The sequence below is a fragment of the Devosia epidermidihirudinis genome, assembly GCF_000971295.1.
Taxonomy (GTDB): domain Bacteria; phylum Pseudomonadota; class Alphaproteobacteria; order Rhizobiales; family Devosiaceae; genus Devosia; species Devosia epidermidihirudinis.
This window is the reverse complement of the sequence record NZ_LANJ01000004.1, coordinates 150,647-172,584: the sequence shown is the minus strand read 5'-3', so window position 1 is coordinate 172,584 and position 21,938 is coordinate 150,647. Positions and strand designations below refer to the sequence as shown.

25 protein-coding genes are annotated in these 21,938 nt (G+C 61.6%); 11 read left to right on the top strand and 14 right to left on the bottom strand.

The window, feature by feature from the left end; all coding sequences use genetic code 11:
• The first annotated feature begins 63 nt into the window (after positions 1-63).
• From WH87_RS02140 to WH87_RS02125, 4 genes are all read left to right on the top strand, one after another.
• Positions 64-603: a hypothetical protein gene (locus tag WH87_RS02140; protein WP_046140026.1), complete on the top strand. Its 540-nt coding sequence runs from the start codon at positions 64-66 to the stop codon at positions 601-603.
• Positions 604-705: 102 nt separating this feature from the next.
• Entirely contained in the window at positions 706-1,344 is a 639-nt protein-coding gene (locus WH87_RS02135; RefSeq protein WP_046140027.1) for a DsbA family oxidoreductase, read from the top strand.
• A 63-nt stretch (positions 1,345-1,407) separates the two neighbouring features.
• Positions 1,408-2,226 carry an alpha/beta hydrolase gene (locus tag WH87_RS02130; RefSeq protein WP_046140028.1) on the top strand — a complete coding sequence of 273 codons (819 nt, stop codon included), beginning with the start codon at positions 1,408-1,410 and terminating at the stop codon, positions 2,224-2,226.
• A gap of 73 nt (positions 2,227-2,299) precedes the next feature.
• Complete coding sequence (locus tag WH87_RS02125; protein ID WP_046140029.1) at positions 2,300-3,529, top strand: multidrug effflux MFS transporter; 1,230 nt, start codon at positions 2,300-2,302, stop codon at positions 3,527-3,529.
• Positions 3,530-3,720: 191 nt separating this feature from the next.
• On the opposite strand, the gene rpsU is transcribed toward WH87_RS02125, so the two are convergent.
• Positions 3,721-3,993, bottom strand: coding sequence for a 30S ribosomal protein S21 (rpsU, locus tag WH87_RS02120; protein ID WP_046140030.1), 273 nt, complete (start codon positions 3,991-3,993; stop codon positions 3,721-3,723).
• Between the two features lie 222 nt (positions 3,994-4,215).
• Here rpsU and WH87_RS02115 point away from each other — a divergent pair, with 222 nt between their 5' ends.
• Complete coding sequence (locus WH87_RS02115) at positions 4,216-4,908, top strand: alpha/beta fold hydrolase (RefSeq protein ID WP_046140160.1); 693 nt, start codon at positions 4,216-4,218, stop codon at positions 4,906-4,908.
• A gap of 3 nt (positions 4,909-4,911) precedes the next feature.
• On the opposite strand, the gene WH87_RS02110 is transcribed toward WH87_RS02115, so the two are convergent.
• From WH87_RS02110 to WH87_RS02100, 3 genes are all read right to left on the bottom strand, one after another.
• Positions 4,912-6,003, bottom strand: a complete 1,092-nt coding sequence (locus WH87_RS02110; RefSeq protein WP_281175159.1) for a 5-(carboxyamino)imidazole ribonucleotide synthase — start codon at positions 6,001-6,003, stop codon at positions 4,912-4,914.
• A 4-nt stretch (positions 6,004-6,007) separates the two neighbouring features.
• Positions 6,008-6,502: a 5-(carboxyamino)imidazole ribonucleotide mutase gene (gene purE / locus WH87_RS02105; RefSeq protein WP_046140031.1), complete on the bottom strand. Its 495-nt coding sequence runs from the start codon at positions 6,500-6,502 to the stop codon at positions 6,008-6,010.
• A 75-nt stretch (positions 6,503-6,577) separates the two neighbouring features.
• Positions 6,578-6,793, bottom strand: coding sequence for a YdcH family protein (locus WH87_RS02100; RefSeq protein ID WP_455350779.1), 216 nt, complete (start codon positions 6,791-6,793; stop codon positions 6,578-6,580).
• A 153-nt stretch (positions 6,794-6,946) separates the two neighbouring features.
• On the opposite strand from WH87_RS02100, the gene WH87_RS02095 reads away from it, so the two are divergent.
• Positions 6,947-7,117, top strand: a complete 171-nt coding sequence (locus WH87_RS02095) for a YdcH family protein (protein ID WP_082092463.1) — start codon at positions 6,947-6,949, stop codon at positions 7,115-7,117.
• A gap of 196 nt (positions 7,118-7,313) precedes the next feature.
• Here WH87_RS02095 and WH87_RS02090 read toward each other — a convergent pair whose 3' ends face one another.
• The 4 genes from WH87_RS02090 to WH87_RS02075 all read right to left on the bottom strand — a co-directional run bounded on the left by WH87_RS02090 (position 7,314) and on the right by WH87_RS02075 (position 11,869).
• Positions 7,314-8,072: a sulfite exporter TauE/SafE family protein gene (locus tag WH87_RS02090; RefSeq protein ID WP_046140033.1), complete on the bottom strand. Its 759-nt coding sequence runs from the start codon at positions 8,070-8,072 to the stop codon at positions 7,314-7,316.
• Between the two features lie 65 nt (positions 8,073-8,137).
• On the bottom strand, positions 8,138-9,985 hold the full coding sequence (locus tag WH87_RS02085) for a monovalent cation:proton antiporter-2 (CPA2) family protein (protein WP_046140034.1): 1,848 nt from the start codon (positions 9,983-9,985) through the stop codon (positions 8,138-8,140).
• Positions 9,986-10,003: 18 nt separating this feature from the next.
• A complete protein-coding gene (locus WH87_RS02080) occupies positions 10,004-10,732 on the bottom strand; it encodes a DUF1013 domain-containing protein (RefSeq protein WP_046140035.1) in 729 nt (242 codons plus the stop codon).
• Positions 10,733-10,843: 111 nt separating this feature from the next.
• Positions 10,844-11,869, bottom strand: coding sequence for an NAD(P)H-quinone oxidoreductase (locus tag WH87_RS02075; protein WP_046140036.1), 1,026 nt, complete (start codon positions 11,867-11,869; stop codon positions 10,844-10,846).
• An 86-nt stretch (positions 11,870-11,955) separates the two neighbouring features.
• Between WH87_RS02075 and WH87_RS02070 the strand changes: the two genes are divergently transcribed.
• Positions 11,956-12,138, top strand: coding sequence for a DUF1192 domain-containing protein (locus tag WH87_RS02070; RefSeq protein ID WP_046140037.1), 183 nt, complete (start codon positions 11,956-11,958; stop codon positions 12,136-12,138).
• Positions 12,139-12,446: 308 nt separating this feature from the next.
• Positions 12,447-12,965, top strand: coding sequence for a protease adaptor protein RcdA (gene rcdA / locus WH87_RS02065; protein WP_245622285.1), 519 nt, complete (start codon positions 12,447-12,449; stop codon positions 12,963-12,965).
• A gap of 173 nt (positions 12,966-13,138) precedes the next feature.
• Here the strand turns inward: rcdA and rpmE are convergent, their stop codons facing one another.
• Positions 13,139-13,360 (bottom strand): 50S ribosomal protein L31, encoded by a 222-nt coding sequence (gene rpmE, locus WH87_RS02060; protein WP_046140039.1) that lies wholly within the window; start codon positions 13,358-13,360, stop codon positions 13,139-13,141.
• A gap of 224 nt (positions 13,361-13,584) precedes the next feature.
• On the opposite strand from rpmE, the gene WH87_RS02055 reads away from it, so the two are divergent.
• Positions 13,585-15,405, top strand: a complete 1,821-nt coding sequence (locus tag WH87_RS02055; protein WP_046140040.1) for an ABC transporter transmembrane domain-containing protein — start codon at positions 13,585-13,587, stop codon at positions 15,403-15,405.
• On the opposite strand, the gene WH87_RS02050 is transcribed toward WH87_RS02055, so the two are convergent.
• Positions 15,402-16,304 (bottom strand): LysR family transcriptional regulator, encoded by a 903-nt coding sequence (locus tag WH87_RS02050; RefSeq protein WP_197410702.1) that lies wholly within the window; start codon positions 16,302-16,304, stop codon positions 15,402-15,404. The two genes, WH87_RS02055 and WH87_RS02050, sit on opposite strands and share 4 nt — an antisense overlap.
• Positions 16,305-16,399: 95 nt before the next feature.
• Between WH87_RS02050 and WH87_RS02045 the strand changes: the two genes are divergently transcribed.
• Positions 16,400-17,569, top strand: a complete 1,170-nt coding sequence (locus WH87_RS02045) for an MFS transporter (RefSeq protein ID WP_046140042.1) — start codon at positions 16,400-16,402, stop codon at positions 17,567-17,569.
• Here the strand turns inward: WH87_RS02045 and WH87_RS02040 are convergent.
• The gene (locus tag WH87_RS02040; protein ID WP_046140043.1) at positions 17,550-18,575 is read right to left on the bottom strand and encodes a peptidoglycan -binding protein; all 1,026 of its coding nucleotides are present in this window, start codon (positions 18,573-18,575) and stop codon (positions 17,550-17,552) included. The two genes, WH87_RS02045 and WH87_RS02040, sit on opposite strands and share 20 nt — an antisense overlap.
• The gene (locus WH87_RS02035; RefSeq protein WP_046140044.1) at positions 18,575-19,561 is read right to left on the bottom strand and encodes a hypothetical protein; all 987 of its coding nucleotides are present in this window, start codon (positions 19,559-19,561) and stop codon (positions 18,575-18,577) included. The genes WH87_RS02040 and WH87_RS02035 overlap by 1 nt, the downstream gene beginning before the upstream one ends.
• A 169-nt stretch (positions 19,562-19,730) precedes the next feature.
• On the opposite strand from WH87_RS02035, the gene WH87_RS02030 reads away from it, so the two are divergent.
• Positions 19,731-20,450, top strand: a complete 720-nt coding sequence (locus WH87_RS02030; protein WP_046140045.1) for a DUF1868 domain-containing protein — start codon at positions 19,731-19,733, stop codon at positions 20,448-20,450.
• Between the two features lie 71 nt (positions 20,451-20,521).
• Here WH87_RS02030 and WH87_RS02025 read toward each other — a convergent pair whose 3' ends face one another.
• Together WH87_RS02025 and efp are read right to left on the bottom strand one after the other, a co-directional pair.
• Positions 20,522-21,316 carry an inositol monophosphatase family protein gene (locus WH87_RS02025; RefSeq protein ID WP_046140046.1) on the bottom strand — a complete coding sequence of 265 codons (795 nt, stop codon included), beginning with the start codon at positions 21,314-21,316 and terminating at the stop codon, positions 20,522-20,524.
• Positions 21,317-21,319: 3 nt separating this feature from the next.
• On the bottom strand, positions 21,320-21,886 hold the full coding sequence (gene efp, locus WH87_RS02020; protein WP_046140047.1) for an elongation factor P: 567 nt from the start codon (positions 21,884-21,886) through the stop codon (positions 21,320-21,322).
• Positions 21,887-21,938 lie beyond the last annotated feature (52 nt).

The following is a 21,938-nucleotide window of genomic DNA, read 5'->3' as shown; positions in this document are numbered from 1 at the left end:
AAACGGAACCCTTTGTGTGTTACGCCCATTGGTGCTGTGAAAGCAGCATTCGGGGTGCCCATTATGGCGACCAGCACGATCTCGCAGACTTCAGCTTCGGTTTTTGTTGCCAAGGGGCAGGATGTCCTTGGGCTGTTGTTTGCCATGGCCATGCCGTTGGCCGCTTTCAGCTTCATCAACTGGATCGTTGAAGTCGATGGCATGCTGCCGCTGTTCTTCTCGCCGTTTGGCCTGCCGGGGTGGATTGGCGCGGCGCTTTATCTCGGCACGCTGCCGCTGCTGGGGGCGTCCTGGCATCTGGTACATCGCGAAGGTGTCGCCGGGAGCTCTGCCAGTTGGTGGGTTGCGGCGCTGGCAATCGGTTTTGTCGGGTTTCCGTTTGTGGTGACGCCGCTCGATTCTTTTGCCCTCAGTGCCTTTGCCGTCGCCCTCAGTCTTATCGGCTTTGCGGCCGCGCTCCGTGCGGCTTCGGTCTCGCCATTGGCGGGCTGGGTGATGGCGCCTGCGTTATTGTGGATGGGCTTTTCGGCGCTGGTGGGGCTGGCCTTCACCGCCGCATGGGCGCCGCCCTTCGCCCTGACCAATACCCAGAACAGCCTCTAGGCTATTCGCAAGTTACCAAAACGTGCGTCCTTGCAGACCGGGGCAATCCGCGCCATGTGATAGGCAAACGCGCGGCAAGGTGACCGCACTAAAGGATTTGTCATGACCAAAACTCTCAAGATCGATGTGTTCACCGACGTGGTGTGCCCCTGGTGCCTTGTTGGCTCGGCGCGTCTCGACAAGGCAATTGCGGCCCTGCCAGACGACATCGACGTGGTCGTTGAAAACCACCCCTTCTATCTCGACCCCAATACGCCTGAAGAGGGCGTCGTCGTGGCCGATATGCTGCGCGAGAAGTATGGCAAAGAGCCCAGCGAAATGTGGGAGCGGGTGGAAAGCGAGGCCAAGAAGGCCGGGATCGACCTTGATCTGAGCCAGCAGCCACGTATGTTCCCGACCAAGAAGGTGCACACCATCACCCGTCTGGCCAAGCCGCTCGGCAATCAGCATGAATTGGCCAATGCCATCGCGAACGCCTATTTTCTTGAGCATCGTCAGGTCAATGACGACAATGTGCTGGCCGATATTGCGGTCGAGTTCGGCTTTGATCGTGGCGATGCGCTCGACGCAATGAACGACGAGAACGAGCTGGCGATCACCGAACAGCTGGCGACGGACGCGGCAGCACAGGGCATTCGCGGCGTACCGTTCTTTGTGTTTGGCGAAAAATACGCGCTGTCGGGCGCACAGCCCGACGAAGTGTTCGAGCGCGCTCTGGCGCAAACCATCGACGAGCTCTAGCTGCGACTGGACGTGGCGACGTGCTGGTGTAGTCTGCCGCGCAAATCGCCTTGAGGTCGTGTTGTGAAGCTTTTTGTTCGTGTGCTGGCGGGACTGGTCCTGCTGCTCCTCGTCGCCTATGCGGGCGTGGTTGGCTATATGTATGTCAATCAACGCGCCCTGCAGTATGAGGCGACGGGCAATGTGGTTCCGCTAGCCGAAACGGCACTGACCGGCGCCGAGCAGGTGAGCATTCCGTCAGGCGATGGGGCTATCACCGGTTGGTATCAGGCGCCCCAGGGCGCCAAGCCGATCATTGTCTATTATCGCGGCAATGCGGGCAGCTTCAGCGCCGAACATGAGCGTTTCGAACAATTCGTGGCCGACGGCTATGGCTTCCTCGCCTTCGATTATCGGGGCTTCCCGATGTCGCCGGGCACAATTTCTCAGGATCATATTCTCGAGGACGGGCTTGCTGCCTTCGACTGGGCCGCGACAAAGGGCTATCCGCTGGTGATCTGGGGCCGCTCGCTGGGTTCGGGCCCCTCGACCTATACGGCGAGCCTGCGCGATGCCGATGCACTATTGCTGGAGACGCCCTTCCTGTCGGCCGTCACCGTGGCCGGGGAGCGCTATCCCTTCCTGCCGGTGAACCTCGTCATGGAAGACAAGTTCCCGGTCAATCAGTGGATCGTCAACGTCACCGAGCCGGTGCTGATTGCGCATGGCACGGCGGACGTGACGGTGGATGTGTCCAATGGCGAGCGGCTTTATGCGCTGGTGCCCAACAAGGACGAGCTGTGGATCGAGCCGGGGGCGGGCCACAGCGATATGTGGAAGCGTGGCATCTGGAACCACGCCAAGCCGTTCTTTGAACGCGCAGAGGCTGCTGCCGGGCACTAGGCGTAATCAGCCTTGACCTTCCTGCGTGGCAAGCCCGCATGCGGACGTGCCCGTTTCTGTCTGGATTAAACTCATGACGTCCTCCGTCGCCACGCCTGCCATGTCCGCCCGCCGCACTGCCATTATCGGCGGTCTCATGGTGGCGGCAGGGCCGCTGTCCATTTCGCTCTATGCGCCAGCGCTACCCAATATCGTGGCCGAGCTGGGTACGACCGAGGCGATGGGCAAGCTGTCACTGTCGGTCTATTTCGGCGCATTCGCGCTGACGCAATTGCTGTGCGGGCCGCTATCGGACACGCTGGGCCGCAAGCGCGTCATCGCCTCGTTCTTTGCCATATATGTGCTGGGTAGTCTTGTGGCGGCGTTTGGTCCGTCCGTGGAATGGCTGCTGGCTGGACGCGCCTTGCAGGGTGTCGGCGTTTCTGTGGGCGTGGCGCTGTCGCGCGCCATGGTGCGCGATCAGTTCGTTGGCGCTGATTCCATCCGCATCCTCACCCTGATCAATCTGATTCTGACCGTAGCGCCTGCAATCGCGCCGACATTGGGCAGCGTGATTCTGCTCGGGGGCAGCTGGCATCTGCTGTTTCTGGTGATGGCGGCCTATGGCGCAGCGATCATCGGCATGACCATGTTGGCGACGCGCGAGACTCACCCCAAAGCTCAGCGCATTCCGTTCCGACCGGTTCAGGTGATGCGCAATTACGGGACGCTGCTCGTCTCGCGGCAATTCATGGTGCCCGCGCTGGTTCTGGCGATGGCGTTTGGCGGGTTCTATGGCTTTGCCGCGCTACTGCCCTTTGTGCTGATCGGCGATATTGGGCTGACGACGTTCCAGTTTGCCATGGCTATGCTGGTGCAGACCGGCGCGTTTATCACCGGCAATGTGGTGGCGGGATATATGGCGCGGCGGCTAGATGGCGTGGCCATGGTGCGGGTGGGGCTGGTGTTGATCGCGCTGGCAGGCGTGGGCTTTGCGCTGGGCTTGCGGCTGTTTCCGGATAGCGTGGCGGCGGTGATGATCCCGGTGGGCCTATGGATGCTGGCGCTGGCCTTTATCGGCCCCAGCGCGACGGCTGCGGCCATGGCGGGCTTTGGCACGATAGCAGGTGCCGCTGGGGCGCTGACGGGCGTGTTTCAGGTTGGTGGGGGCTTTCTGGGCTCGCTGCTGGCGAGCCTGATCTTCCCCGATGCCGAGACCGCGCTGACGACGCTGATGCCGATCATGGCCGCGCTGACCATCGTAGTGGCGCTGATGCGGCAGGTGGGCAGGCGCCCGGTTGAGGTTTTGCCGCCGGAAACCTGAGGGGCGGGGCTGTAGTCCTCTCTGAGCGCTTCTTTATCATTCTGCCGGGCTGGGTGGCCCTCGGGTCAAGCCGAGGGAAGCGCCTGTGGCGGGCAGGGGTATTGTCTTTTCCCTAAATCAAAAAGGCATCCCAGAAACGACAAACGCCGCCCAAAAAGGGCGGCGTTTGCAAATTTGATATCGACCGACGCTTAGGTGCGTGGGGTCGGTGCCGCTGGACGACCGGCCTGGCCGGGACGTGCAGTTGCGGTTGGGGCGGGAAGACCGCCTTCGCGCTGCAGGCGCTTGCGGGCCAGCTTACGAGCGCGGCGAACGGCCTCAGCCTTCTGCCGAGCCTTCTTCTCAGAGGGCTTCTCGTAGTAGTTGCGCAGCTTCATCTCGCGGAAGACGCCTTCGCGCTGCAGCTTCTTCTTGAGCGCGCGCAGCGCCTGATCAACGTTATTATCGCGAACGACTACTTGCAAAGGTCAACCGCCCTTTCGAAGCTTGGACATGTGGGTTTGGATGGAAGCAATGGAGCCAAGTGACCCCACCGCCGACCAGCAGAGCTAGTCACCGTGGCCCGCTCTATAGACCAAGCATTTGGGCTTGTCCACTGTGCGGTTGTGAAAAACCGCGGAAAGGCTTGCTCTCCACAGGGCGAATGCGGACATTCGATGCAGTGATTTTGCGACATGGACGTGACAATGACAAGCGATCTGGTGCTGTTGCCGGGGCTGAGCTGCGATGAACGGCTATGGCGCGACGTGATCGATCAACTGGGCAACGAGGTTCGGCCCTTGGTGGCAGATCTGTTGCAGGACGATTCCATAGCTGCCATGGCGCGGCGGGTGCTGGATGCGGCGCCGCCACGTTTCGCCCTCGCGGGCCTCTCCATGGGCGGCTATGTGGCTCTGGAGATCATTCGGCAGGCGCCCGAGCGGGTTACGCACCTGGCATTGCTCGATACCTCCTCCCGATCCGACACCGAGGCCCGCAAGGAGATGCGGCGGGCGGGCATGGCTGCGGCCACGGGCGGCAAGTTCGGTCTGGTGGCGCGGATGCAGTTGCCTGATGTGTTGATCAAGCAGCATCTCGATACGCCTTTGGCCGATGAAGTTGGGGAGATGACGCTGCGAGTCGGGCTTGATGTCTATCTCGCGCAGCAGAAAGCCATCATGGCCCGGATCGATTCTCGACCGTTCTTGCCATCCATAGCCGTGCCAACGCTGGTTGGCGTGGGCGAGGGAGATATGCTGACGCCCCGCGTGCTCTCCGAAGAGATGGCAGAGCTGATTCCCGGCGCGGAGCTGGTGGTGTTTCCCGACAGCGCGCATGTGCCGACGATGGAAAACCCTGATGCCGTTGTAGCCGCCATGCGGGCGTGGCTGGCCCGCTAGGGGTCAGCTGCGGCGGGTGATCTTGTTGATGTGGCCCATTTTGCGGCCCGCACGGATTTCGGTCTTGCCGTAGAGGTGGGGCTGGGTGTTGCCGTCAATGCCGGTGGGCACCGTCAGCACTTCATCGCCGACGAGATTTTCCATCACGACATCCGCCATTCGAGCGGGATCGCCCAGCGGCCAGCCGAGGACGGCGCGGATGTGCTGCTCGAACTGGTCGGTCAGGCAGACGGCTTCGGTCCAGTGGCCTGAATTGTGCACGCGCGGCGCAATTTCGTTGACCACCAGCGCCTGGCGCTCGCCCGATGGAACGACGAAGAACTCGACGCCGAGCACGCCGACATAGTCGAGGGCCACGACGATGACCTTGGCCAGCATGGCGGCATGTTTTTCAAGGCCTGGGGCAATATCGGCCGGTACGGTGCTGGTGAAGAGGATGTGGTCGCGATGCACGTTTTCGGCAGCGTCGAAGGCGCGCACTTCGCCTGTGGTGTTGCGGGCAACGACGACGGAGATTTCCTTGTCGAAGGGAATGAAGGCCTCGAGCACGAGCGGCTTGGGTTCGAGCGCAGCAAAGGCCGCCGCAGCATCGGCGCGGTCGCGCAGCACACGTTGCCCCTTGCCGTCATAACCCAGCCGCGTGGTCTTGAGCACGGCAGGCAGGCCCAGCGCATCAATGGCGGCTTCGAGGTCCGCGAGCGACTCGACGGCGCGGTGCGGCGCCACGGGAATGTTCTTGGAGGCGAGGAAGCTCTTTTCGGCCAGCCGATCCTGAGAGATGGCGAGCGCATTAGCGCCGGGACGCAGCGGCTTGCGCGCGGCGAGGAACTCGGCTGTTGCCGCCGGAACGTTCTCGAATTCATAGGTGATGACGTCGACCGCATCAGCGAAGGCGGCGAGGGCGGCCTCGTCGTCATAAGCCGCGACGGTCTTGTGCGGGGTGACCTCGAAGGCCGGGCTATTGGCATCCGGGCAGTAGATGTGGGTCTTCATGCCCAGCTTGCTGGCCGCCAGTGACAGCATGCGGCCCAGCTGACCGCCACCCAGAATACCAATGGTGCTGCCCTGGGGCAGCGGAGACAGATCGTGGGGCAAGCGGCTACTCGGTGTCGGACGGAAAGAGGGGAACAGACTCGGTCTGGCGGGCACGGTAGGCATCGAGCCTGTCGGCCAGATTATCGTCGCTCAGCGCCAGCACGGCAGCGGCGATCAGGGCTGCATTGATCGCGCCGGGCTCGCCGATGGCGAGCGTTCCAACAGGAATGCCGCCGGGCATCTGCACGATAGAGAGCAGGCTATCCTGCCCATTCAGCGCCTTGGATTTGACGGGCACCCCGAACACCGGCAGCGGCGTCATGGCAGCGATCATGCCCGGCAGGTGGGCAGCGCCTCCGGCTCCGGCGATGATGACCTTGAAGCCTTCAGCGCGGGCATTGGTGGCGAACTCGACCATGCGTTCGGGTGTGCGGTGGGCAGAGACGATGCGCGCCTCATATTCCACTTCGAGCGCTTCAAGCGTTTCGGCGGCGAGACGCATGGTGGGCCAGTCCGACTGGCTGCCCATGACGATGGCGACTTGTGGTTTTGTCAGCATAGAGCCCCGTTCCCTCAAGCTCTGCAAAGCGCGCAATTAGCCCAGATTTCGCCACAACTCAAGCCGCGATCGGCCTCAGGCGATGATGTCGGGCAGTAAAATGTTCTCAAGTTGGACGATGCGGTCCTTGAGCGCCAGCTTGCGCTTTTTGAGACGCTGGATGAGCATCCGGTCAGCCACGTGCGACTGGGTCAGCGTATCGATTGCCGCGTTAAGGTCCGAGTGCTCCTGGCGTTTTGTAGCCAGTTCCAGCCCCAGTGCGGCTTCGTGTTCCTTGGACAATTGCAACATAAAACCAGGGGTCCTTGACGCCGCGATATTACCCTTGGTTAACCGATCACAAGGTGTTTTGCACCAGATTTCCAGCGGGTCCGGAATGTCAGTCGACAAGACGTGAATTATTTGTGACGATCGATTCGTCCACTTATGCTTCAAGGAGTTGTTATGACGACTGAAGGTCACGTTGCGGCGCTTGAACGGCGCCACCAGGAGTTGGATCGGCAGATCCAGACCGAGATGCAAAGCACCCGGTATGATGATCTAGCGGTCAGCGCCCTGAAACGAAAAAAGCTCGAAGTGAAGGACGAACTCTCGAAATATAGTAGCGGCAACTAACAAAGCAGACGCCCGTAAGGGATTGAGGGTCACAGCATTTGCTGCGGCCCTTTTTTGTTGCCTTTCGCACTGGGTCATCCCGGCGCAAGCCGGGATCCATGCTGAAGGCCACCCTGGAGCTGGGTGGTGCTCTGACCCACGGACATGGATTCCGGCCTGCGCCGGAATGACCCTGTGGTGGATTGGTCGTCCGGCTTTATATGCCGAAAACGCCGCGCACGCCGTCCCAGATCAGCTTGATGGCGAGCAGGAAGACCAGCCAGTAGGCGATGCGGTAGAACAGCACCATGGAGATGCGGCGCACGAGATAAATGCCGATCAGGACGCCGGCAATGCCCACCGGGATCAGGGCGGCCGAGAGCGTCAGATTGTGGACATTGAGCTGACCCAGGAAAAAATAGGGGATCAGCTTGGCCGAGTTCACCGCGGCAAAGAAAATGGCCGATGTGCCAGCAAAGATGGCAGGCGGCAGGCGCTGGGGCAGCACATAGATCTGGAACGGCGGGCCACCGGTGTGGCTGACAAAGCTGGTAAAGCCGGCAAAGCCGCCCCAGAACCAGCCCCACGGGCGCGATGGCGGCAGGCCTTCGAGCTTTTTGCGCAGCGGCAGAATGGCGTCCAAAATGAACAACAGAGTGATGATGCCGACAAACAGCAGCACCATGGCGTCGGACACGAAAGACCACAGCGCCCAGCCGATCAGCGTGCCGACAGCGGCCCCCGGCAGCAGGATTTTCAGATTGTGCCAGCTGAATTCCTTGCGATAGGCGTAGACGGCGATCGCGTCCATCGCCAGCAGCACGGGCAGCATCATGCCGGCAGCGTCACGCGCGGGCATGATCAGGGTCAGCAGCGGCACCCCCACAACCCCAAGGCTACCGAGTAGACCCGCCTTGCTGAGGCCGACAAGCAGCACCGCAACCACGGCAATGGCGACGAAATAGGGATCGAACATGGTGGGGTCCGGAAAGATGACGCGGCGGGATGGGCAGCGGCGTGCCCAGGCAAAGTGATATTGCCTTAATCGGCTCTTGGCGAGTCCCGCTTGTCGGGTGGCGTAGGGGGCTGGTCGCCGCGCATGGCCTCGTTGAGAAGGCTCATCGAGTGGCGAACCATGCCGACATAGGCGTCCTCGTCGGCGCGCACTTCATAGGAATCCTGCAGCAGCTGATTGTCATGCCGCTCAAAGGCTTCGGCCATGTGGTGGGCGTCGTTGGGCGCTACGCCGAGCTGTACCAGAACCTTGGAGCCAAGGCTGATGGCTGAGAGGAAGGTCTCGCGCTCGAACAGCTCAACCCCCAGCTCCATCAGCTCATGGGCATGGCCGCGATCAACCGCCCGAGAGGCGATGACGACATTGGGGAAGTGGCGGCGCACATTGCGGGCGATATCGAGAATGCGTTGGCGCCCGCCGACAGCGATTACCACCAGATTGGCCTGATCCACCCCGGCGGCATGCAGCAGATTGATGCGTGAGGCGTCGCCGTAAAACACCTTCACGCCGAAGCGACGGACGGTCTCGATCTGCGCCGGGTCATCGTCGATCAGTGTCATTTCAAAACCCTGCGCGCGCAGCATGCGGGTCACGATCTGGCCGAAGCGGCCATAGCCGAGAATGACAATCTTCTGGTGGCTGTCGATCGTATCATTGGCGCGCGGCTCGCTACGGGCATCAAGGCGCGGCGCGATCAGCTTGTCGAAGGCGAGTAGCAGGAGGGGTGTGGTGGCCATGGACAGGGCCACGGTGACGCTGAGGATATCGTGTTCGGCGTCCGCAATGGCGCCAGCGCTCTGGGCGAATTGCAGAACGACGAAGGCGAACTCACCGGCCTGACTCAACAGGATTGCCAGCAGCAAGCGGTCGGCCAGGTGCATGCGGAAAATGGTGGCGAGCGCAAACAGCACCGCGATCTTGATGCTGATCAGCCCGATGACCAGCGCAGCGATGCGGATGGGGTCGGACACCAGCACGGTGAACGAAATCGACATGCCGACCGAGATGAAGAACAGGCCGAGCAGCAGGCCCTTGAACGGGTCGAGATTGCTCTGGAGCTCGTGGCGATACTCGCTGTCTGCCAAAAGCACGCCGCCGACAAAGGCGCCAAGGGCAGGCGAGAGGCCGACATACTGGGTGATGAGCGCCGCGCCGATGACCAATGCCAGCCCGACTGCCGTAAAGGCTTCGCGGAGGCCCGTGCGGGCCACATAATTGAGCAGCGGGCGGACGAGGAAGCGCCCGGCCAGCAACGTCGCCAAAAACACGCCCAGCAGGGCTAGCGGTGTCAGCCAGTCGATAGGGTTTTCGACGGCGGCAACGACATGGTCAATGTTGACCTCGTTTTTGAGCCGACTGCCGAGCGCCAGCAGGGGGATGGCGGCCAGAATGGGGATGACCGAAACATCCTGCACCAAAAGCACCGCGAGGCTGGCGCGGCCTGTATCGGTCTGGGTGATGTCGCGCTGGCCGACCGATTGCATGGCAATGGCGGTGGAGGACATGGCAAAGGCAAGCCCGATAATCGCCGATGCGCCCCAGGTCAGCCCGGTTAGCTTGATGACGAGGGCGATGATGGTGGCGGTGACGACAACCTGGGTCACGCCGAGGCCGAGGACCTTGTGGCGCATGCGCCAGATTTCGGAGGGTTGCAGCTCCAGCCCGATCAGGAACAGCATCATGACGATGCCGAATTCCGAGACTTGGCGGATGGATTCGCTGTCGGAGACGAGGCGGAGGCCGTAAGGGCCGATCAAAACGCCTGCGGCGAGGTATCCGAGCACGGTGCCAAGGCCGAGGGCCCTGGCGAATGGCACCAGTGCAACACTTGCTGCCAGGAGAACGAAGATGGCCAGCAGGATGTTGTTTTCCATTCCGCTGGCCGAGGCCTCTTAGTTGTCGGTATCGCTCTTGAGCGACTTGAGCTTGGCGAACACGGAGTCCGCGTCGAACTCTTCCTGAGCTTCGCTCGGGCGGTGATCGCCGTGGGCGAACTCGCTGCCTTCTTCATCCGAGTGGCCGCGGCTGCCGGCACGGGCCAGCGCTTCCTCGGCGGTCATCAGGGTCGTGCCTTCATCGGCCTCATCTGGGCCAACGGTGCCCTTGGAGGCGCGCTTGACTTCCAGGTCGAGGTCGATCTGGCTGCACAGGCCGAGTGTGACGGGGTCCATTGCCGTCAGGTTGGCCGCATTCCAGTGGGTGCTCTCGCGCACCGAGTCGATGGTCGACTTGGTGGTGCCGACCAGACGCATGATCTGGGCGTCCTTGAGCTCTGGATGGTTGCGGACCAGCCACTTGATAGCGTTGGGGCGCTCGTTACGGCGCGAAATTGGCGTATAGCGGGGACCCTTGCGCTTGGCAGCAGCCACGCGGACCTTGGGTTCGCTGAGCTTGAGGCGATAGTTTGGATCGCCTTCGGCCTTTTCGATCTCTTCGCGGGTCAACTGACCGTTCTGGATCGGGTTGGCGCCCATGATGCCGCCAGCTACGTCGCCGTCAGCAATGCCCTGGACCTCAAGGGGGTGCAGCGTGCAGAAGGCGGCGATCTGCTCGAACGACAGCGCAGTGTTGTCGACGAGCCAGACGGCGGTTGCCTTCGGCATCAACAGGGGCTGGGTCATAATAAATCTCTCCTGCAGGCGCGGCCGGTTTTCCTCCGGACCGCTCCGCCTCTTTGCTTCATGCTGAGGGGGAACAGCTCACAATATATGGATTTTTAGGGACGTTCGCAATCACAATATGGGCAGTTGCTGCCTGCCATGGGGGGTGATCAGCACGATTTTACCAATGTGACCACGCCCTTCCATCAGCCGATGCGCCTCCGACGCGTCCGCCATATCAAAGCTGGTGACGCGTGGGCGGGGAAAACCGGGCGCTGTCAGCGCAGGCAGAAGTGTCGCTCGGATATGGCTGGCGATCTCGGCCTTGGTGGCGGCGGTCTGCGGGCGCAGGGTGGAGCCAGACAGGGTCAGCTGCTTGGCCATGATGGTGCGCAGCGACAGGTTGGCATTGCCACCATCAAGGGTTGAGACCTGCGCGATATGGCCGCCGCGTGCCGAGGCTGCGATATTGGTTTGGGCCATGCTGCCGCCGATAATGTCGAGCACGCGGTCGACACCTTTGCCGTCGGTGAGGTCCAGCGCGCGCTGGACGATGTCTTCCGAGGTGGAGTTGATCGTGGCAACCGCGCCAAGCTGGCGGGCGTAGTCGGCTTTTTCGGCTGATGACACCACAGCAATCGGCAGGGCGCCCAGAATGGCTGCGATCTGGATGGCTGCGCCACCGATCCCTCCCGCCGCGCCGTGGATCAACACGCTCATGCCCGGCTGCAATTGTGCCCGCATCACCAGTGTCTGGGTGACGGTGAACCAGGTTTCGGGCAGGGCTGCCGCATCAGATAGCGTCCAGCCCTCTGGGACGGGCAAGACCTGACCTGCCGGGACTGATGCATATTCCGCGTAGCCGCCCCCATTGGTCAGGGCCATCACCCGGTCACCGATGCGCCAGTGTGTGACCGCGCTGCCGACTGCCGCGATCTCCCCGGCGATTTCGAGCCCGGGCAGGGGCGAGGCGCCGGGTGGTGGATCATAATGCCCCCGCCGCTGGGCAAGGTCGGGGCCGTTCACCCCGGCGGCAGCAATCCGCACCAGCACATCGTTTGGGCCGAGCGCGGGCAGGGGAGCTTGTTGCGGCTCAAGGGTTTCGGGGCCACCGGGGCGGGCAATGGCGATGACGGTCATGGAATCTGGCAGGGTCATGGACGCATGCTGGGGGAAGTGGGCTTGCCCTGCAAGGTGTGCACGTTAAGCTGAAGCCATCACCACATTAGCCGGGAGGTTTGGCCATGAACGACGATGAGATCAGCAAGCCCAAGGCGCATGAAGTGGGCATGGCGATCGATACCATGTCGATTGAGGAGTTGAGCGATCGCATCGGCCTGCTCGAAGCCGAGATTGTGCGGCTAAGGGCTGCAATCGACGCGCGGGGCAATACGCGCAAGGCAGCGGACGCCATGTTCAAGTTCTAAAACTCTGGCAGGCCACAGAGTAAGGAAATAGCAGGGTTAAGAATTCGACTCCTGTTAACCGGCAATTAAACATTGTCCGGTAACCTCATGTTATTCAGATTTTTCTGAATTTTGCAGAGTGGTTTCTCCCTCTGTTTGACGCCTCCCTGTTGACTTCGAGAGCGGTTTCGACCGCTCTTTTTTTGTTTTCGGGCTAATTTTCGTCACTATCGCTCTGATATTAAAGCTCTTTTCAGTTTGATCGCAGGCAACGGATGACGGCGCCAGGCTTTGCGCCTAGCATGTTCATCGCACAGGGGAGGCGTTTGGTGGCGGAACGAAATGAGATGGGGTCTGCGATTTCCATCGGTCCACGTATCGTGGCGTCCGGCGGATTCGACCTGCTCTACCGTGAAGGCATGGCCCTGATCGAAGAAGTTGCCGCCTATCTTGATGGGGATGGGCGCATCGATAGCCGCATCCTCAACCGCGAAGCCTCATTCCTTTACGCCACCGAATCCATGCGCCTCACCACACGGCTGATGCAGCTGGCGTCGTGGCTGCTGTTGCAGCGCGCGGTCAATGAGGGTGAGATCACCAAGGAAAACGCCCGCTCCGAAAAGGAGAAGGTGAAGTTTTCCGCCACGCCGTCGGAGCGTGGTGGGCCCGGCTACGAGCAATTGCCTGATTCATTGCGCGGTTTCATCGACAAGGGTGACCGCCTGTTCGATCGCGTCATGCAGTTCGATACGCTTGAACGTGGTAAGATGCCCGAGCTGGACGCTGGCGTTGCCAATGGCATTGCCGACCAGCTTGCTCGCCTCAAGGCGGCATTCGGCCGGGCTTAAAACCTAGCCCCCCACTTTCCCTTACGCAGGCGCTTCCCGAGGACTTGATCCTAGGGTCTCTCGTCACGCCTACTGAGTTGTGGGGAGGGTGACGGTCTGCGGCGCGAAAAGCGGCCAAACAAACAAAAAACCCGGCACAAGGCCGGGCTTTTCGAATTCTGATAAGGGTTGGCTTAGATGCCGAGGCCCTTGAAGCGCTCCTTGAAGCGCGAAACGCGACCACCGCGGTCGAGCAGCTGGCCCGTGCCGCCGGTCCATGCTGGATGGGTCTTTGGGTCGATGTCGAGCTGGAGCGTATCGCCGTCCTTGCCGTAGGTCGAACGGGTCTCGTACTTGGTGCCGTCGGTCATTACCACGGTGATCGTGTGGTAGTCCGGATGGATATCAGCCTTCATAGCATCGCCTCAAATCAAACGGGCGCCGTAGCGCCCGGAGAGCATCTAAAACTTGTTGTTGGCGGCTTCATACAGAAACCCGGTCCAGTCTGCAAGGGCATGGGCGCGGCAAAATTGCTCCGGACAAAGCTGTTGCGGGGCTTTCCCCCAGTCCCTATATCGAAGCACCAGCACGGCCCGGGCTTTTCCGGACCACGACTCTACCAAAGTGGCGTTACCGAGCGATGACAGATCAGGCAGCTTCGAACGAAAACGAAGCCGAAAAAATCCTCGAAACTCCCAACGTCAACCCGCGCAAGCTGCAGCCATTGGCGAAATTAGCGCCATTTATGCTGCGCTATCCCGTACGGCTGGTCCTGACGATTGTCTTCCTTCTTGTGTCGGCTCTGTCCTCTTTGGCGATTCCCGCCGTCATGGGCGGCGCGATTGACGAAGGCTTTCTGCAGCAGAACCTGGACAATGTAACCCGCTATGGCTGGCTGATCCTGGGGATCGCCGCCATTATGGGTCTGGCCAGTGGTGCGCGGTTCTATTTCATCGCGAGCCTTGGCGAAAAAGTTCTGGCCGATCTGCGCGAGGCCGTGTTCGGTCATCTGTTGCGACTCGATACCCACTATTTCGACACCAATCGTGTTGGTGAGCTGACCAGCCGACTCAATGGTGACGTCGGCGTCATCCGTTTTGCTGTCGCCTCCAGTTTTTCTCTGGCCCTGCGTTCGCTGGTGACCATCATTGGTGCGCTGGTGATGATGATGCTGACCAGCCCCGTCATGACGATTGCTGTCGTTGTGCTGGTACCGTGCATCCTGTTTCCGCTGATTGCCTATTCGCGCCGTCTGCGCGGCATGTCGCGCAAGACTCAGGATGCGTTGGCAGACTTGTCTGCAATGTCCACCGAGATGCTGGGCGCCACCCGAACGGTGAAGGCCTTCACTCAGGAAGGTGTTCAGTCAGACATCTATAATCGTCATAGCCGTGAGAGCTATCGCGCTGAAGTGCAGCGCCTTGGTGCGCGAGCCGTGCTCGTCGGTATGGCAATTTTCCTCGGCACCGCCGCTATCGTTGGCCTTGTCTGGTGGGGCGCGCGCGCGGTCTTCGAGGGTTCGGTGTCGGCGGGCGAGCTGGCGCAGTTCATGGTCTATGCATTGATGGCCTCGGGCGCGCTGACCAACATTAGCGATGTACTCGGCACGTTGCAGCAGGTGGCCGGTGCGACCGAGCGTCTGACCGAGATTCTCGACACCGAGGCGACCATCGACGATCCCGCTGTTCCAGTTGTGCTGCCAACGCCGCCCTTGGGCACCGTGAGCTTCGACCATGTGGCCTTCGGCTACGACAAAGTTGGGTTCGAGCGTGTGCTGAGCGACATCAGCTTTGATGTGGCCAAGGGCGAGACAGTGGCGCTGGTCGGCCCCTCGGGCTCGGGCAAGTCCACCATGCTGTCGTTGCTGCAGCGATTTTATGATGTCCAGGGCGGCTCCATCCGCGTCGATGGTGTCGACATCCGCGACGTCCGGCTGATGGAGTTGCGGCAGCGCTTTGCCTATGTCGAGCAGGAGCCCACGATCTTCGCGGGCACGATTGCCGACAATATCCGTTTCGGCAAGCCCGATGCCAGTGACGTCGAAGTTGAAGCGGCGGCTCGTGCGGCGCTGGTGCACGACTTTGTCGTCGAGATGCCCCTTGGCTACGGCACCATGGTTGGTGAGCGCGGTATTACGCTCTCAGGCGGGCAGAAGCAGCGGTTGGCGATTGCTCGGGCGATTTTGAAGAATGCGCCGATCCTCTTGCTCGATGAGGCGACCAGTGCGCTGGATGCGCAGAGCGAGCAGCTGGTGCAGAAGGCGCTCGAGCATCTGATGACCGGCCGCACCACGCTGGTGATTGCCCACCGTCTGGCGACCATTCGCGATGCCGACAAGATCTTGGTGCTCGATGCCGGTCATATCATTGATCAGGGCACCCATGATGAACTGGTGGCCAAGGGTGGACGATATGCCGAGCTGGCGCGCCTGCAGTTCCGGCTCGACGACATTCACGCTTAACTGACGCGCGCGTGCTCGGCGAGAAAGTCGAGCAATACCCGGACGCGGGCGGGCAGATGCCCGCCTTGGCCGAGATAGACGGCGTGTACTTCCTCAAGATAGCCCGTGTCGCAGTGCTGCAGCAGCGGCACAAGACGCCCGGCCGCAATGTCCGCCGTGACCGTGTAGCTGGCCATGCGCGTCAATCCCACTCCATTGATCGCAAGCAGGCGCAGTGCCTCGCCACTATTGGCCTGCACATTGCCGTTGGGGATCATTAAGACTGTGTCTCCGCTGTCAAGCAGCGGCCAGCCGTCGACCTGGCGGGAGTAGCTGAAGCCGAGGCGGTTGTGCTGTTCCAGCTCTGCGATCGTGGTGGGGGTGCCATGGCGGGCCAGGTAGGCGGGCGAACCGACGATCAGCATCGGTGTGGCGCCGAGCTTGCGGGCAAACAGTCCCGAGCTTTTGAGCGCGCCCGAGCGGATCGCCACGTCAGTCCTCTCACCCAGCAGGTCGATCACCGCGTCGGTGTGGACGAGGTCGATGCTGATGTCCGGATAGGCCTCGAAAAACTGCGCCAGAACTGGGCCCAGGACATGGGTCCCAAAAGAAGCGCTGGTGTTCAGACGCACGCGCCCCGCCGGGCGTTCCCCAGCGCTCGCGGCGCGCTCCGCTTCGTCGAGGTCGGCGAGCACGCTGGTGGCGCGATCATAGAAGGCCGAGCCTTCTGCGGTGAGCTGCAATTTGCGTGTGGACCGATTGAGCAGCCGCACATCGAGCCGCGCTTCCAGTCGCGAGATGAGCTTGCTGACCGCCGACGGGGTCATGCGCAGCGCCCTCCCGGCTGCGGAAAAGCCGCCGCGCTCCACCACCTGCACGAAGACGGCCATCTCACCAGAACGGTTCACGTCGTGTCGCATGTGATTTCAATTCACAAATGATGTGCTTGAGTGATGTCTACAGCAAGTCGATGCGCTGGTCCATTTAGGAGCCAACTTATCGAGGATGGTTCATCATGCCGCTTGCGCTGTTTGCTCTGACCGCGGGTGCCTTTGGCATCGGCGTTACCGAATTTGTTATCATGGGCCTGCTGCCCGAGGTTGGCGCCGACCTTGGCGTGACCATTTCCATGGCAGGTCTGCTCATCTCCGGCTACGCACTGGGCGTTGTGGTCGGGGCGCCGGTGTTGACCGCGCTCACCGGGCGCATTTCGCGCAAATGGGTGCTGGTTGGCCTCATGGCCATTTTCACCCTCGGCAATATCGCCTGTGCCATTGCGCCGACCTATGAACTGCTGATGGCAGCGCGTGTGCTGACGGCGCTGGCCCATGGCACGTTCTTTGGCGTTGGGTCGGTCGTGGCGACTGGCCTTGTGTCTGCCGACAAGAAGGCGTCGGCCATCGCCATCATGTTCACCGGCCTGACCGTGGCAAATGTGCTCGGGGTGCCGCTTGGCACGTGGCTGGGCCAGGCCTTCGGCTGGCGCTCCACATTCTGGGCGGTGGCGCTAATCGGCGTTCTGGCGCTGGCGGTGATCGCGCTGCTGGTTCCGGCGGACAAGGAACAACCAGAGGCGTCGGACTGGCGCGCCGATCTGCGCGCCATGGGCCGCACGCCTGTGCTGCTGGGGTTGCTGACGACCGTGCTGGGCTATGCCGGGGTCCTTGTGGTGTTCACCTATATCGCCCCGATGCTGACTGACATTGCCGGATTTGGTGCTGGTGCCGTCTCGCCCATCCTGTTGGTCTTTGGTGGTGGTCTCGTGCTCGGTAACCTTGTCGGCGGCAAGTTGGCAGATCGAGCACTCGCCCCGACTGTTCTGGGCACTTTGGCCGTGATGGCGATCGCGCTGGCGGGCATGGGTGTGGCTCTGCACAATCCGGTTATGGCCGTCATCGCTGTCGGCCTGCTCGGAGCGACGGGGTTTGCCACGGTCGCACCGCTGCAGATGTGGGTTCTGTCCAAGGCAGAGGGCGCGGGGCAAAGCCTGGCATCAAGCTTCAACATCGCCGCGTTCAATCTGGGCAATGCGCTGGGCGCCTGGGTGGGCGGCGTGGTCATCGAGCAGGGCCCCGGCCTAGAGGCACTGCCCATCGTTGCTGCGGCCTTTCCCTTGATCGGTCTCGCGATCGCTGGGGGCGCCATGTGGATCGAGCGTGGTCGGGCTATCCCTCGGTCAGCTTGAACTCGATGCGGCGATTGCGACGGTAGGCTTCATCGCTTGTGCCGGGATCAAGGGGGGTGAATTCGCCAAATCCGGCGGCGACCAGCCGGTTTGGCGAGACGCCCTTGCTGACCAGATACTGCGCCACCGAAATGGCGCGCGCTGCCGACAGCTCCCAGTTGGAAGGGAAGCGCGCGTTCGAGATCGGGCGGCTATCGGTGTGGCCGTCGATGCGCAGGACCCAGTTGATGTCGGGCGGGATCTCTTTTTCCAGCTGCAGAATGGCGTCGGCCAGAGCGTCGAGGTCTGGCAGGCCGCCGGGTTGGACATTGGCCTGGCCCGGATCGAACAGCACTTCGGACTGGAACACGAAGCGGTCGCCGACGACGCGAACGTCGGCACGGCCTTCGAGAATTTCCCGGAGACGGCCAAAGAAGTCCGAGCGGTAGCGGGACAGGTCCTGCACGCGCTGAGCGAGGGCCAGGTTGAGGCGGCGACCAAGATCGGCGATCTGGGTGCGCGATTCCGTGTCCCGGCTCTCAGAGGCTTCGAGAGCGGCTTCCAGCGCGCCAATCTGGGTGCGTAGGGCAGCCAGTTGCTGGTTGAGCAGTGCAACCTGCGCATTAGCCTCGTCGGACAGCTCCTGGGCGGCCAGCAGGTCACCCTGAAGGCCCGCGATGGCCTCATCTTTGCCGTCGATGCCCGCGCCGATGCCGGAGAGCTGGGAGTTGAGGCTGGCGTTTTCCGCCTGTGCGCTGCCAAGGGTCGCGGTGAGCGTGGCGATCTGGGTGCTCAGGTCGTCCGAATTGGCGCGTTCGAGCTGCAGCAGATCGGTCAGTTCGGCGATCTGGCTGTTCAGGCGCGCCAGTGCGGTGTCGCGACCCTGAATTTCCTGACCCAGAAAGAACTGGGTCAGCATGAACAGGCTCAGCATGAAAATGATGACGAGCAGAAGGCTCGACAGGGCGTCGACAAAACCGGGCCAGTAATTGGCCTCTACGCGCCGACGCGAGCGGGTTCCGGCCATTAGGATCGCCGCTCGTTATCGGCTTCGTTGAGCATGGCTTCGATCAGGTCGCGCAGCTTTTTGTTGGTCTCGCCCTGCTCGGTGATGTGGCGGCGCAGGTCGTCCTGTTCGACGCGGATATGCTTGACCAGGCCATCGATGCCCCGCGCCAGCTCGGCCATGGCGCGGATGGCGTTCTGGGATGAGTTCTGGTTCTGCATGCTGTCGCCGAGCTTTTCGAACATAGCCTGCATTTCGGGGCCACCGGCATTGGCCTGCATGGCGGTGACCGGGTGGTCGAGTTCGGTCATCGAGGTCATCCAGTCCTCGAGATCGGTGTAGAAGGCGTTCTGCGCCTGGCTGGTCTGCAGATCGAGGAAACCCAGGATCAGCGAGCCGGCAAGGCCGAACAGCGATGACGAGAACGCAGTGCCCATGCCGGCCAGAGGGGCCGCAAGGCCTTCGCGAAGGCTGGCAAACTGGGAGGCGCTGTCGCCGGCGGTGACGTCGAGTGCATTGATGACGCCCGCCACCGAAGTCACGGTTTCGAGCAGGCCGTAGAACGTGCCCATCAGGCCGAGGAACACCAGAAGACCAGTGAGGTAGCGCGAGGTGTCCTTGGCTTCGTCGAGACGATTGCCGACCGAGTCGAGGATTGAGCGCATCGAGGACGGCGTGATGACAGCTTCGCCAATGCGTTCACGCAGGATGCCGGCGACAGGCGCCAGCAGGATAGGTGGACGCACGGTCGATACAGTGCCGTCCTGCAGCGAGTTGACCCATTTCACCTCGGGAAAGAGGCGGAAAATCTGGCGGAAGCTGAGGAAAATACCGACGCCCAGGGCGAAGAAAATCATCGAGTTGATGAAGGGGTTCGCCCAGAAAAAGGTGATGATCGAGGTGAGCAGAATTGCGCCGACCAGAGCCACCAAGACCAGAAAAATCAAGATCTTGATGAGGTAAACGGTTGGGCTGGCCAAGTGGTAGGGGTCGTAGCCTTGCGTCATCTATGCTTTCTACCTTGCCCAAAGGCGCAAATCAGATGCGCGCAAGACTAGTCAGCGCGATGGAGCGTGACAATCACAAAGGTTAACACTGCGCAATGATGGGCGCCTGTCACTGAAACTTCGCGTGAAGGAGGTACCCGGCACCCAGTTTTGCAGCCGGATAGACCTTATGCCACTCGATCTCGCCACGCTGGCCCAGCACTATGGCCGCTCCCAGCATCCCGCGCCACCCTACCATCTGGGCACGCGCTACAATGGGGCAGGCGAGTTCCTGCCCGAGCCGGGCAATACCATTGTGTCCCATCTGGTGGCCGGCTCGGAAACCGAGAAGGCGCTGATCGAGGCCCAGCAGAGCCTTCTCGCCATGCCCGAAGCGCATAAGCTCGCCTTCACGCCTATCGAAAGTTACCACATGACCCTGTTTCAGGGCATTCTAGAGGGCCGCCGCAAAGCGCCTTACTGGCCAGAGGACGTGGCGGAAGACACCGCGATTGCGGAAATGACCGCGCTGTATCAGCAGCGGTTGGTGGGTTTTGAAGGTGGTCCGCGCTTTTCGGTCGAAGTGACGGCAGTGCTGCCGACCGGGCTCATCGTTGACGGGGTGAGCGAGACGGATCGGCGGGTAATGGCCGCTTGGCGGGACAAGCTGGCCGAGCTGTTCGGCTATCGCCATCCCGACCACGACAGCTACAAGTTCCACATCACCATGGCCTATATGGCCGACTGGCTGGATGACGAGGGTCTGCCGGGGTGGTGCGACACGCTCAACGCAATCGCCGAGGACATTCGCGCCCGCGCACCCGTTCTGGAATTGCGCGCACCGGCCTTTTGCAGCTTTGCCGACATGAAATGGTTTGAGGAGCTTGTTGTGCTCCAGCCAAAGGGCTGACCCCTGCCCAAACGAAAACGCCAGCGATCCGAATTGGATCGCTGGCGCAGATTTCATCGGCACTGCGGTGACTACTGAACCGAACGCAGCTGCTTGAGAAGGATTGGCTGCAGGGTTTCGTTGCCCGCAACGATCTGGCCGTTCCAGACCGAGCCAATGGTGCCAGCGTAGTCGGTCACAAAGCCACCGGCTTCTTTCACCGCGAGCAGACCCGGCGCCACGTCCCATGGAGCAAGTCCGGCTTCCCAGACGGCGTCGTAACGACCAGCAGCAAGCCAGGCCATGTCCATCGAGATCGAGCCCGAGCGGCGGATGCCGGCAACAGCTGGATTGATGTGGGCCAGCTGGCGCAGCTGCAGGCTGTCATTGGACGTGCCCTGGGTCTTGATGCCGGTGGCGATCACCGCATCGGCCAGCGAGCGACGACCAGCAATGCGCAGGCGCTTGCGATCGTTGAGCCAGGTGCCACCGCCCTTTTCGGCGGTGTAGAGCTCGTCCAGGATTGGGTTGTAGATCACCGAAGCCACGATCTCATTGGCGCGTTCGAGCGCAATGGCTACCGCAAACAGCGGGATCGAGTGCAGGAAATTGGTGGTGCCGTCGAGCGGATCGACGATCCAGCGGTGCTGGCCATCGGTGCCGGCAACTTCCCCGCCTTCTTCCATCAGGAAGGCATAGGTGGGGCGGGCCTTTTGCAGCTCTGTGAACACGATCTGTTCAGCGCGCAGATCGGCCTTGGAGACGAAGTCAGCAGGGCCCTTGCGGGAGACCTGCAGGTTTTCGACTTCGGAAAAGTCCTTGGTCAGCGATTTGCCTGCCTTGATGGCAGCGTTGACCATGACATTGAGAAGAGCAGAACGTGCCATGGATTAGTCCGCCCGACGCATATAGGTGGCTTCAGTGGTGTCGACGACAATGCGTTCACCGACGGCAATGAAAGGCGGCACCATCACGCGCAGGCCGTTCGAGAGAATAGCGGGCTTGAACTGGCTGGAAACGCTCTGGCCCTTCTGCACCGGGTCTGCCTCGGTGACTTCAAGCACGACGTTGGCCGGGAACTTGATGCCGAGAGGGGTCTCTTCGTGCATTTCAAGCGTGATCTTCATGCCGTCCTGCAGGAACGCGGCGCGTTCGCCGACGAAGTCCTTGGGCAGTTCGACCTGCTCGTAGCTGTCCTGATCCATGAACACGAGGCTATCGCCCTGCTCATAAAGATAGGTGAAATCGCGGAATTCGAGTTCGACCTGCTCGACGGTTTCAGCGGAGCGGAAACGCTCGTTGAGCTTGGTGCCGCCCAGGATGGCCTTGAGCTCAACCTGTGCATAGGCGCCGCCCTTGCCTGGCTTGACGTGATCAACCTTGACCGCGACCCAGAGGCGGTCCTGGTGGTTGATGACGAAGCCGGGGCGGATTTCGTTGCCGTTGATCTTGGCCATACGTGTTGCTTTCAGGTGAGCACATTATTGGCTCGGGCCGAACGCGCCGTTG

What these genes read in the sequence shown, in the direction of transcription:
- WH87_RS02140 (WP_046140026.1), top strand. Translation starts at nt 64, where the DNA reads ATGGCGACCAGCACGATCTCGCAGACTTCAGCTTCGGTTTTTGTTGCC.
- WH87_RS02135 (WP_046140027.1), top strand. Translation starts at nt 706, where the DNA reads ATGACCAAAACTCTCAAGATCGATGTGTTCACCGACGTGGTGTGCCCC.
- WH87_RS02125 (WP_046140029.1), top strand. Translation starts at nt 2,300, where the DNA reads ATGACGTCCTCCGTCGCCACGCCTGCCATGTCCGCCCGCCGCACTGCC.
- WH87_RS02115 (WP_046140160.1), top strand. Translation starts at nt 4,216, where the DNA reads ATGACAAGCGATCTGGTGCTGTTGCCGGGGCTGAGCTGCGATGAACGG.
- purE (WP_046140031.1), bottom strand. Translation starts at nt 6,502, where the DNA reads ATGCTGACAAAACCACAAGTCGCCATCGTCATGGGCAGCCAGTCGGAC.
- WH87_RS02100 (WP_455350779.1), bottom strand. Translation starts at nt 6,793, where the DNA reads ATGTTGCAATTGTCCAAGGAACACGAAGCCGCACTGGGGCTGGAACTG.
- WH87_RS02095 (WP_082092463.1), top strand. Translation starts at nt 6,947, where the DNA reads ATGACGACTGAAGGTCACGTTGCGGCGCTTGAACGGCGCCACCAGGAG.
- WH87_RS02090 (WP_046140033.1), bottom strand. Translation starts at nt 8,072, where the DNA reads ATGTTCGATCCCTATTTCGTCGCCATTGCCGTGGTTGCGGTGCTGCTT.
- WH87_RS02085 (WP_046140034.1), bottom strand. Translation starts at nt 9,985, where the DNA reads ATGGAAAACAACATCCTGCTGGCCATCTTCGTTCTCCTGGCAGCAAGT.
- WH87_RS02080 (WP_046140035.1), bottom strand. Translation starts at nt 10,732, where the DNA reads ATGACCCAGCCCCTGTTGATGCCGAAGGCAACCGCCGTCTGGCTCGTC.
- WH87_RS02075 (WP_046140036.1), bottom strand. Translation starts at nt 11,869, where the DNA reads ATGACCCTGCCAGATTCCATGACCGTCATCGCCATTGCCCGCCCCGGT.
- WH87_RS02070 (WP_046140037.1), top strand. Translation starts at nt 11,956, where the DNA reads ATGAACGACGATGAGATCAGCAAGCCCAAGGCGCATGAAGTGGGCATG.
- rpmE (WP_046140039.1), bottom strand. Translation starts at nt 13,360, where the DNA reads ATGAAGGCTGATATCCATCCGGACTACCACACGATCACCGTGGTAATG.
- WH87_RS02055 (WP_046140040.1), top strand. Translation starts at nt 13,585, where the DNA reads ATGACAGATCAGGCAGCTTCGAACGAAAACGAAGCCGAAAAAATCCTC.
- WH87_RS02050 (WP_197410702.1), bottom strand. Translation starts at nt 16,304, where the DNA reads ATGCGACACGACGTGAACCGTTCTGGTGAGATGGCCGTCTTCGTGCAG.
- WH87_RS02045 (WP_046140042.1), top strand. Translation starts at nt 16,400, where the DNA reads ATGCCGCTTGCGCTGTTTGCTCTGACCGCGGGTGCCTTTGGCATCGGC.
- WH87_RS02040 (WP_046140043.1), bottom strand. Translation starts at nt 18,575, where the DNA reads ATGGCCGGAACCCGCTCGCGTCGGCGCGTAGAGGCCAATTACTGGCCC.
- WH87_RS02035 (WP_046140044.1), bottom strand. Translation starts at nt 19,561, where the DNA reads ATGACGCAAGGCTACGACCCCTACCACTTGGCCAGCCCAACCGTTTAC.
- WH87_RS02030 (WP_046140045.1), top strand. Translation starts at nt 19,731, where the DNA reads ATGCCACTCGATCTCGCCACGCTGGCCCAGCACTATGGCCGCTCCCAG.
- WH87_RS02025 (WP_046140046.1), bottom strand. Translation starts at nt 21,316, where the DNA reads ATGGCACGTTCTGCTCTTCTCAATGTCATGGTCAACGCTGCCATCAAG.
- efp (WP_046140047.1), bottom strand. Translation starts at nt 21,886, where the DNA reads ATGGCCAAGATCAACGGCAACGAAATCCGCCCCGGCTTCGTCATCAAC.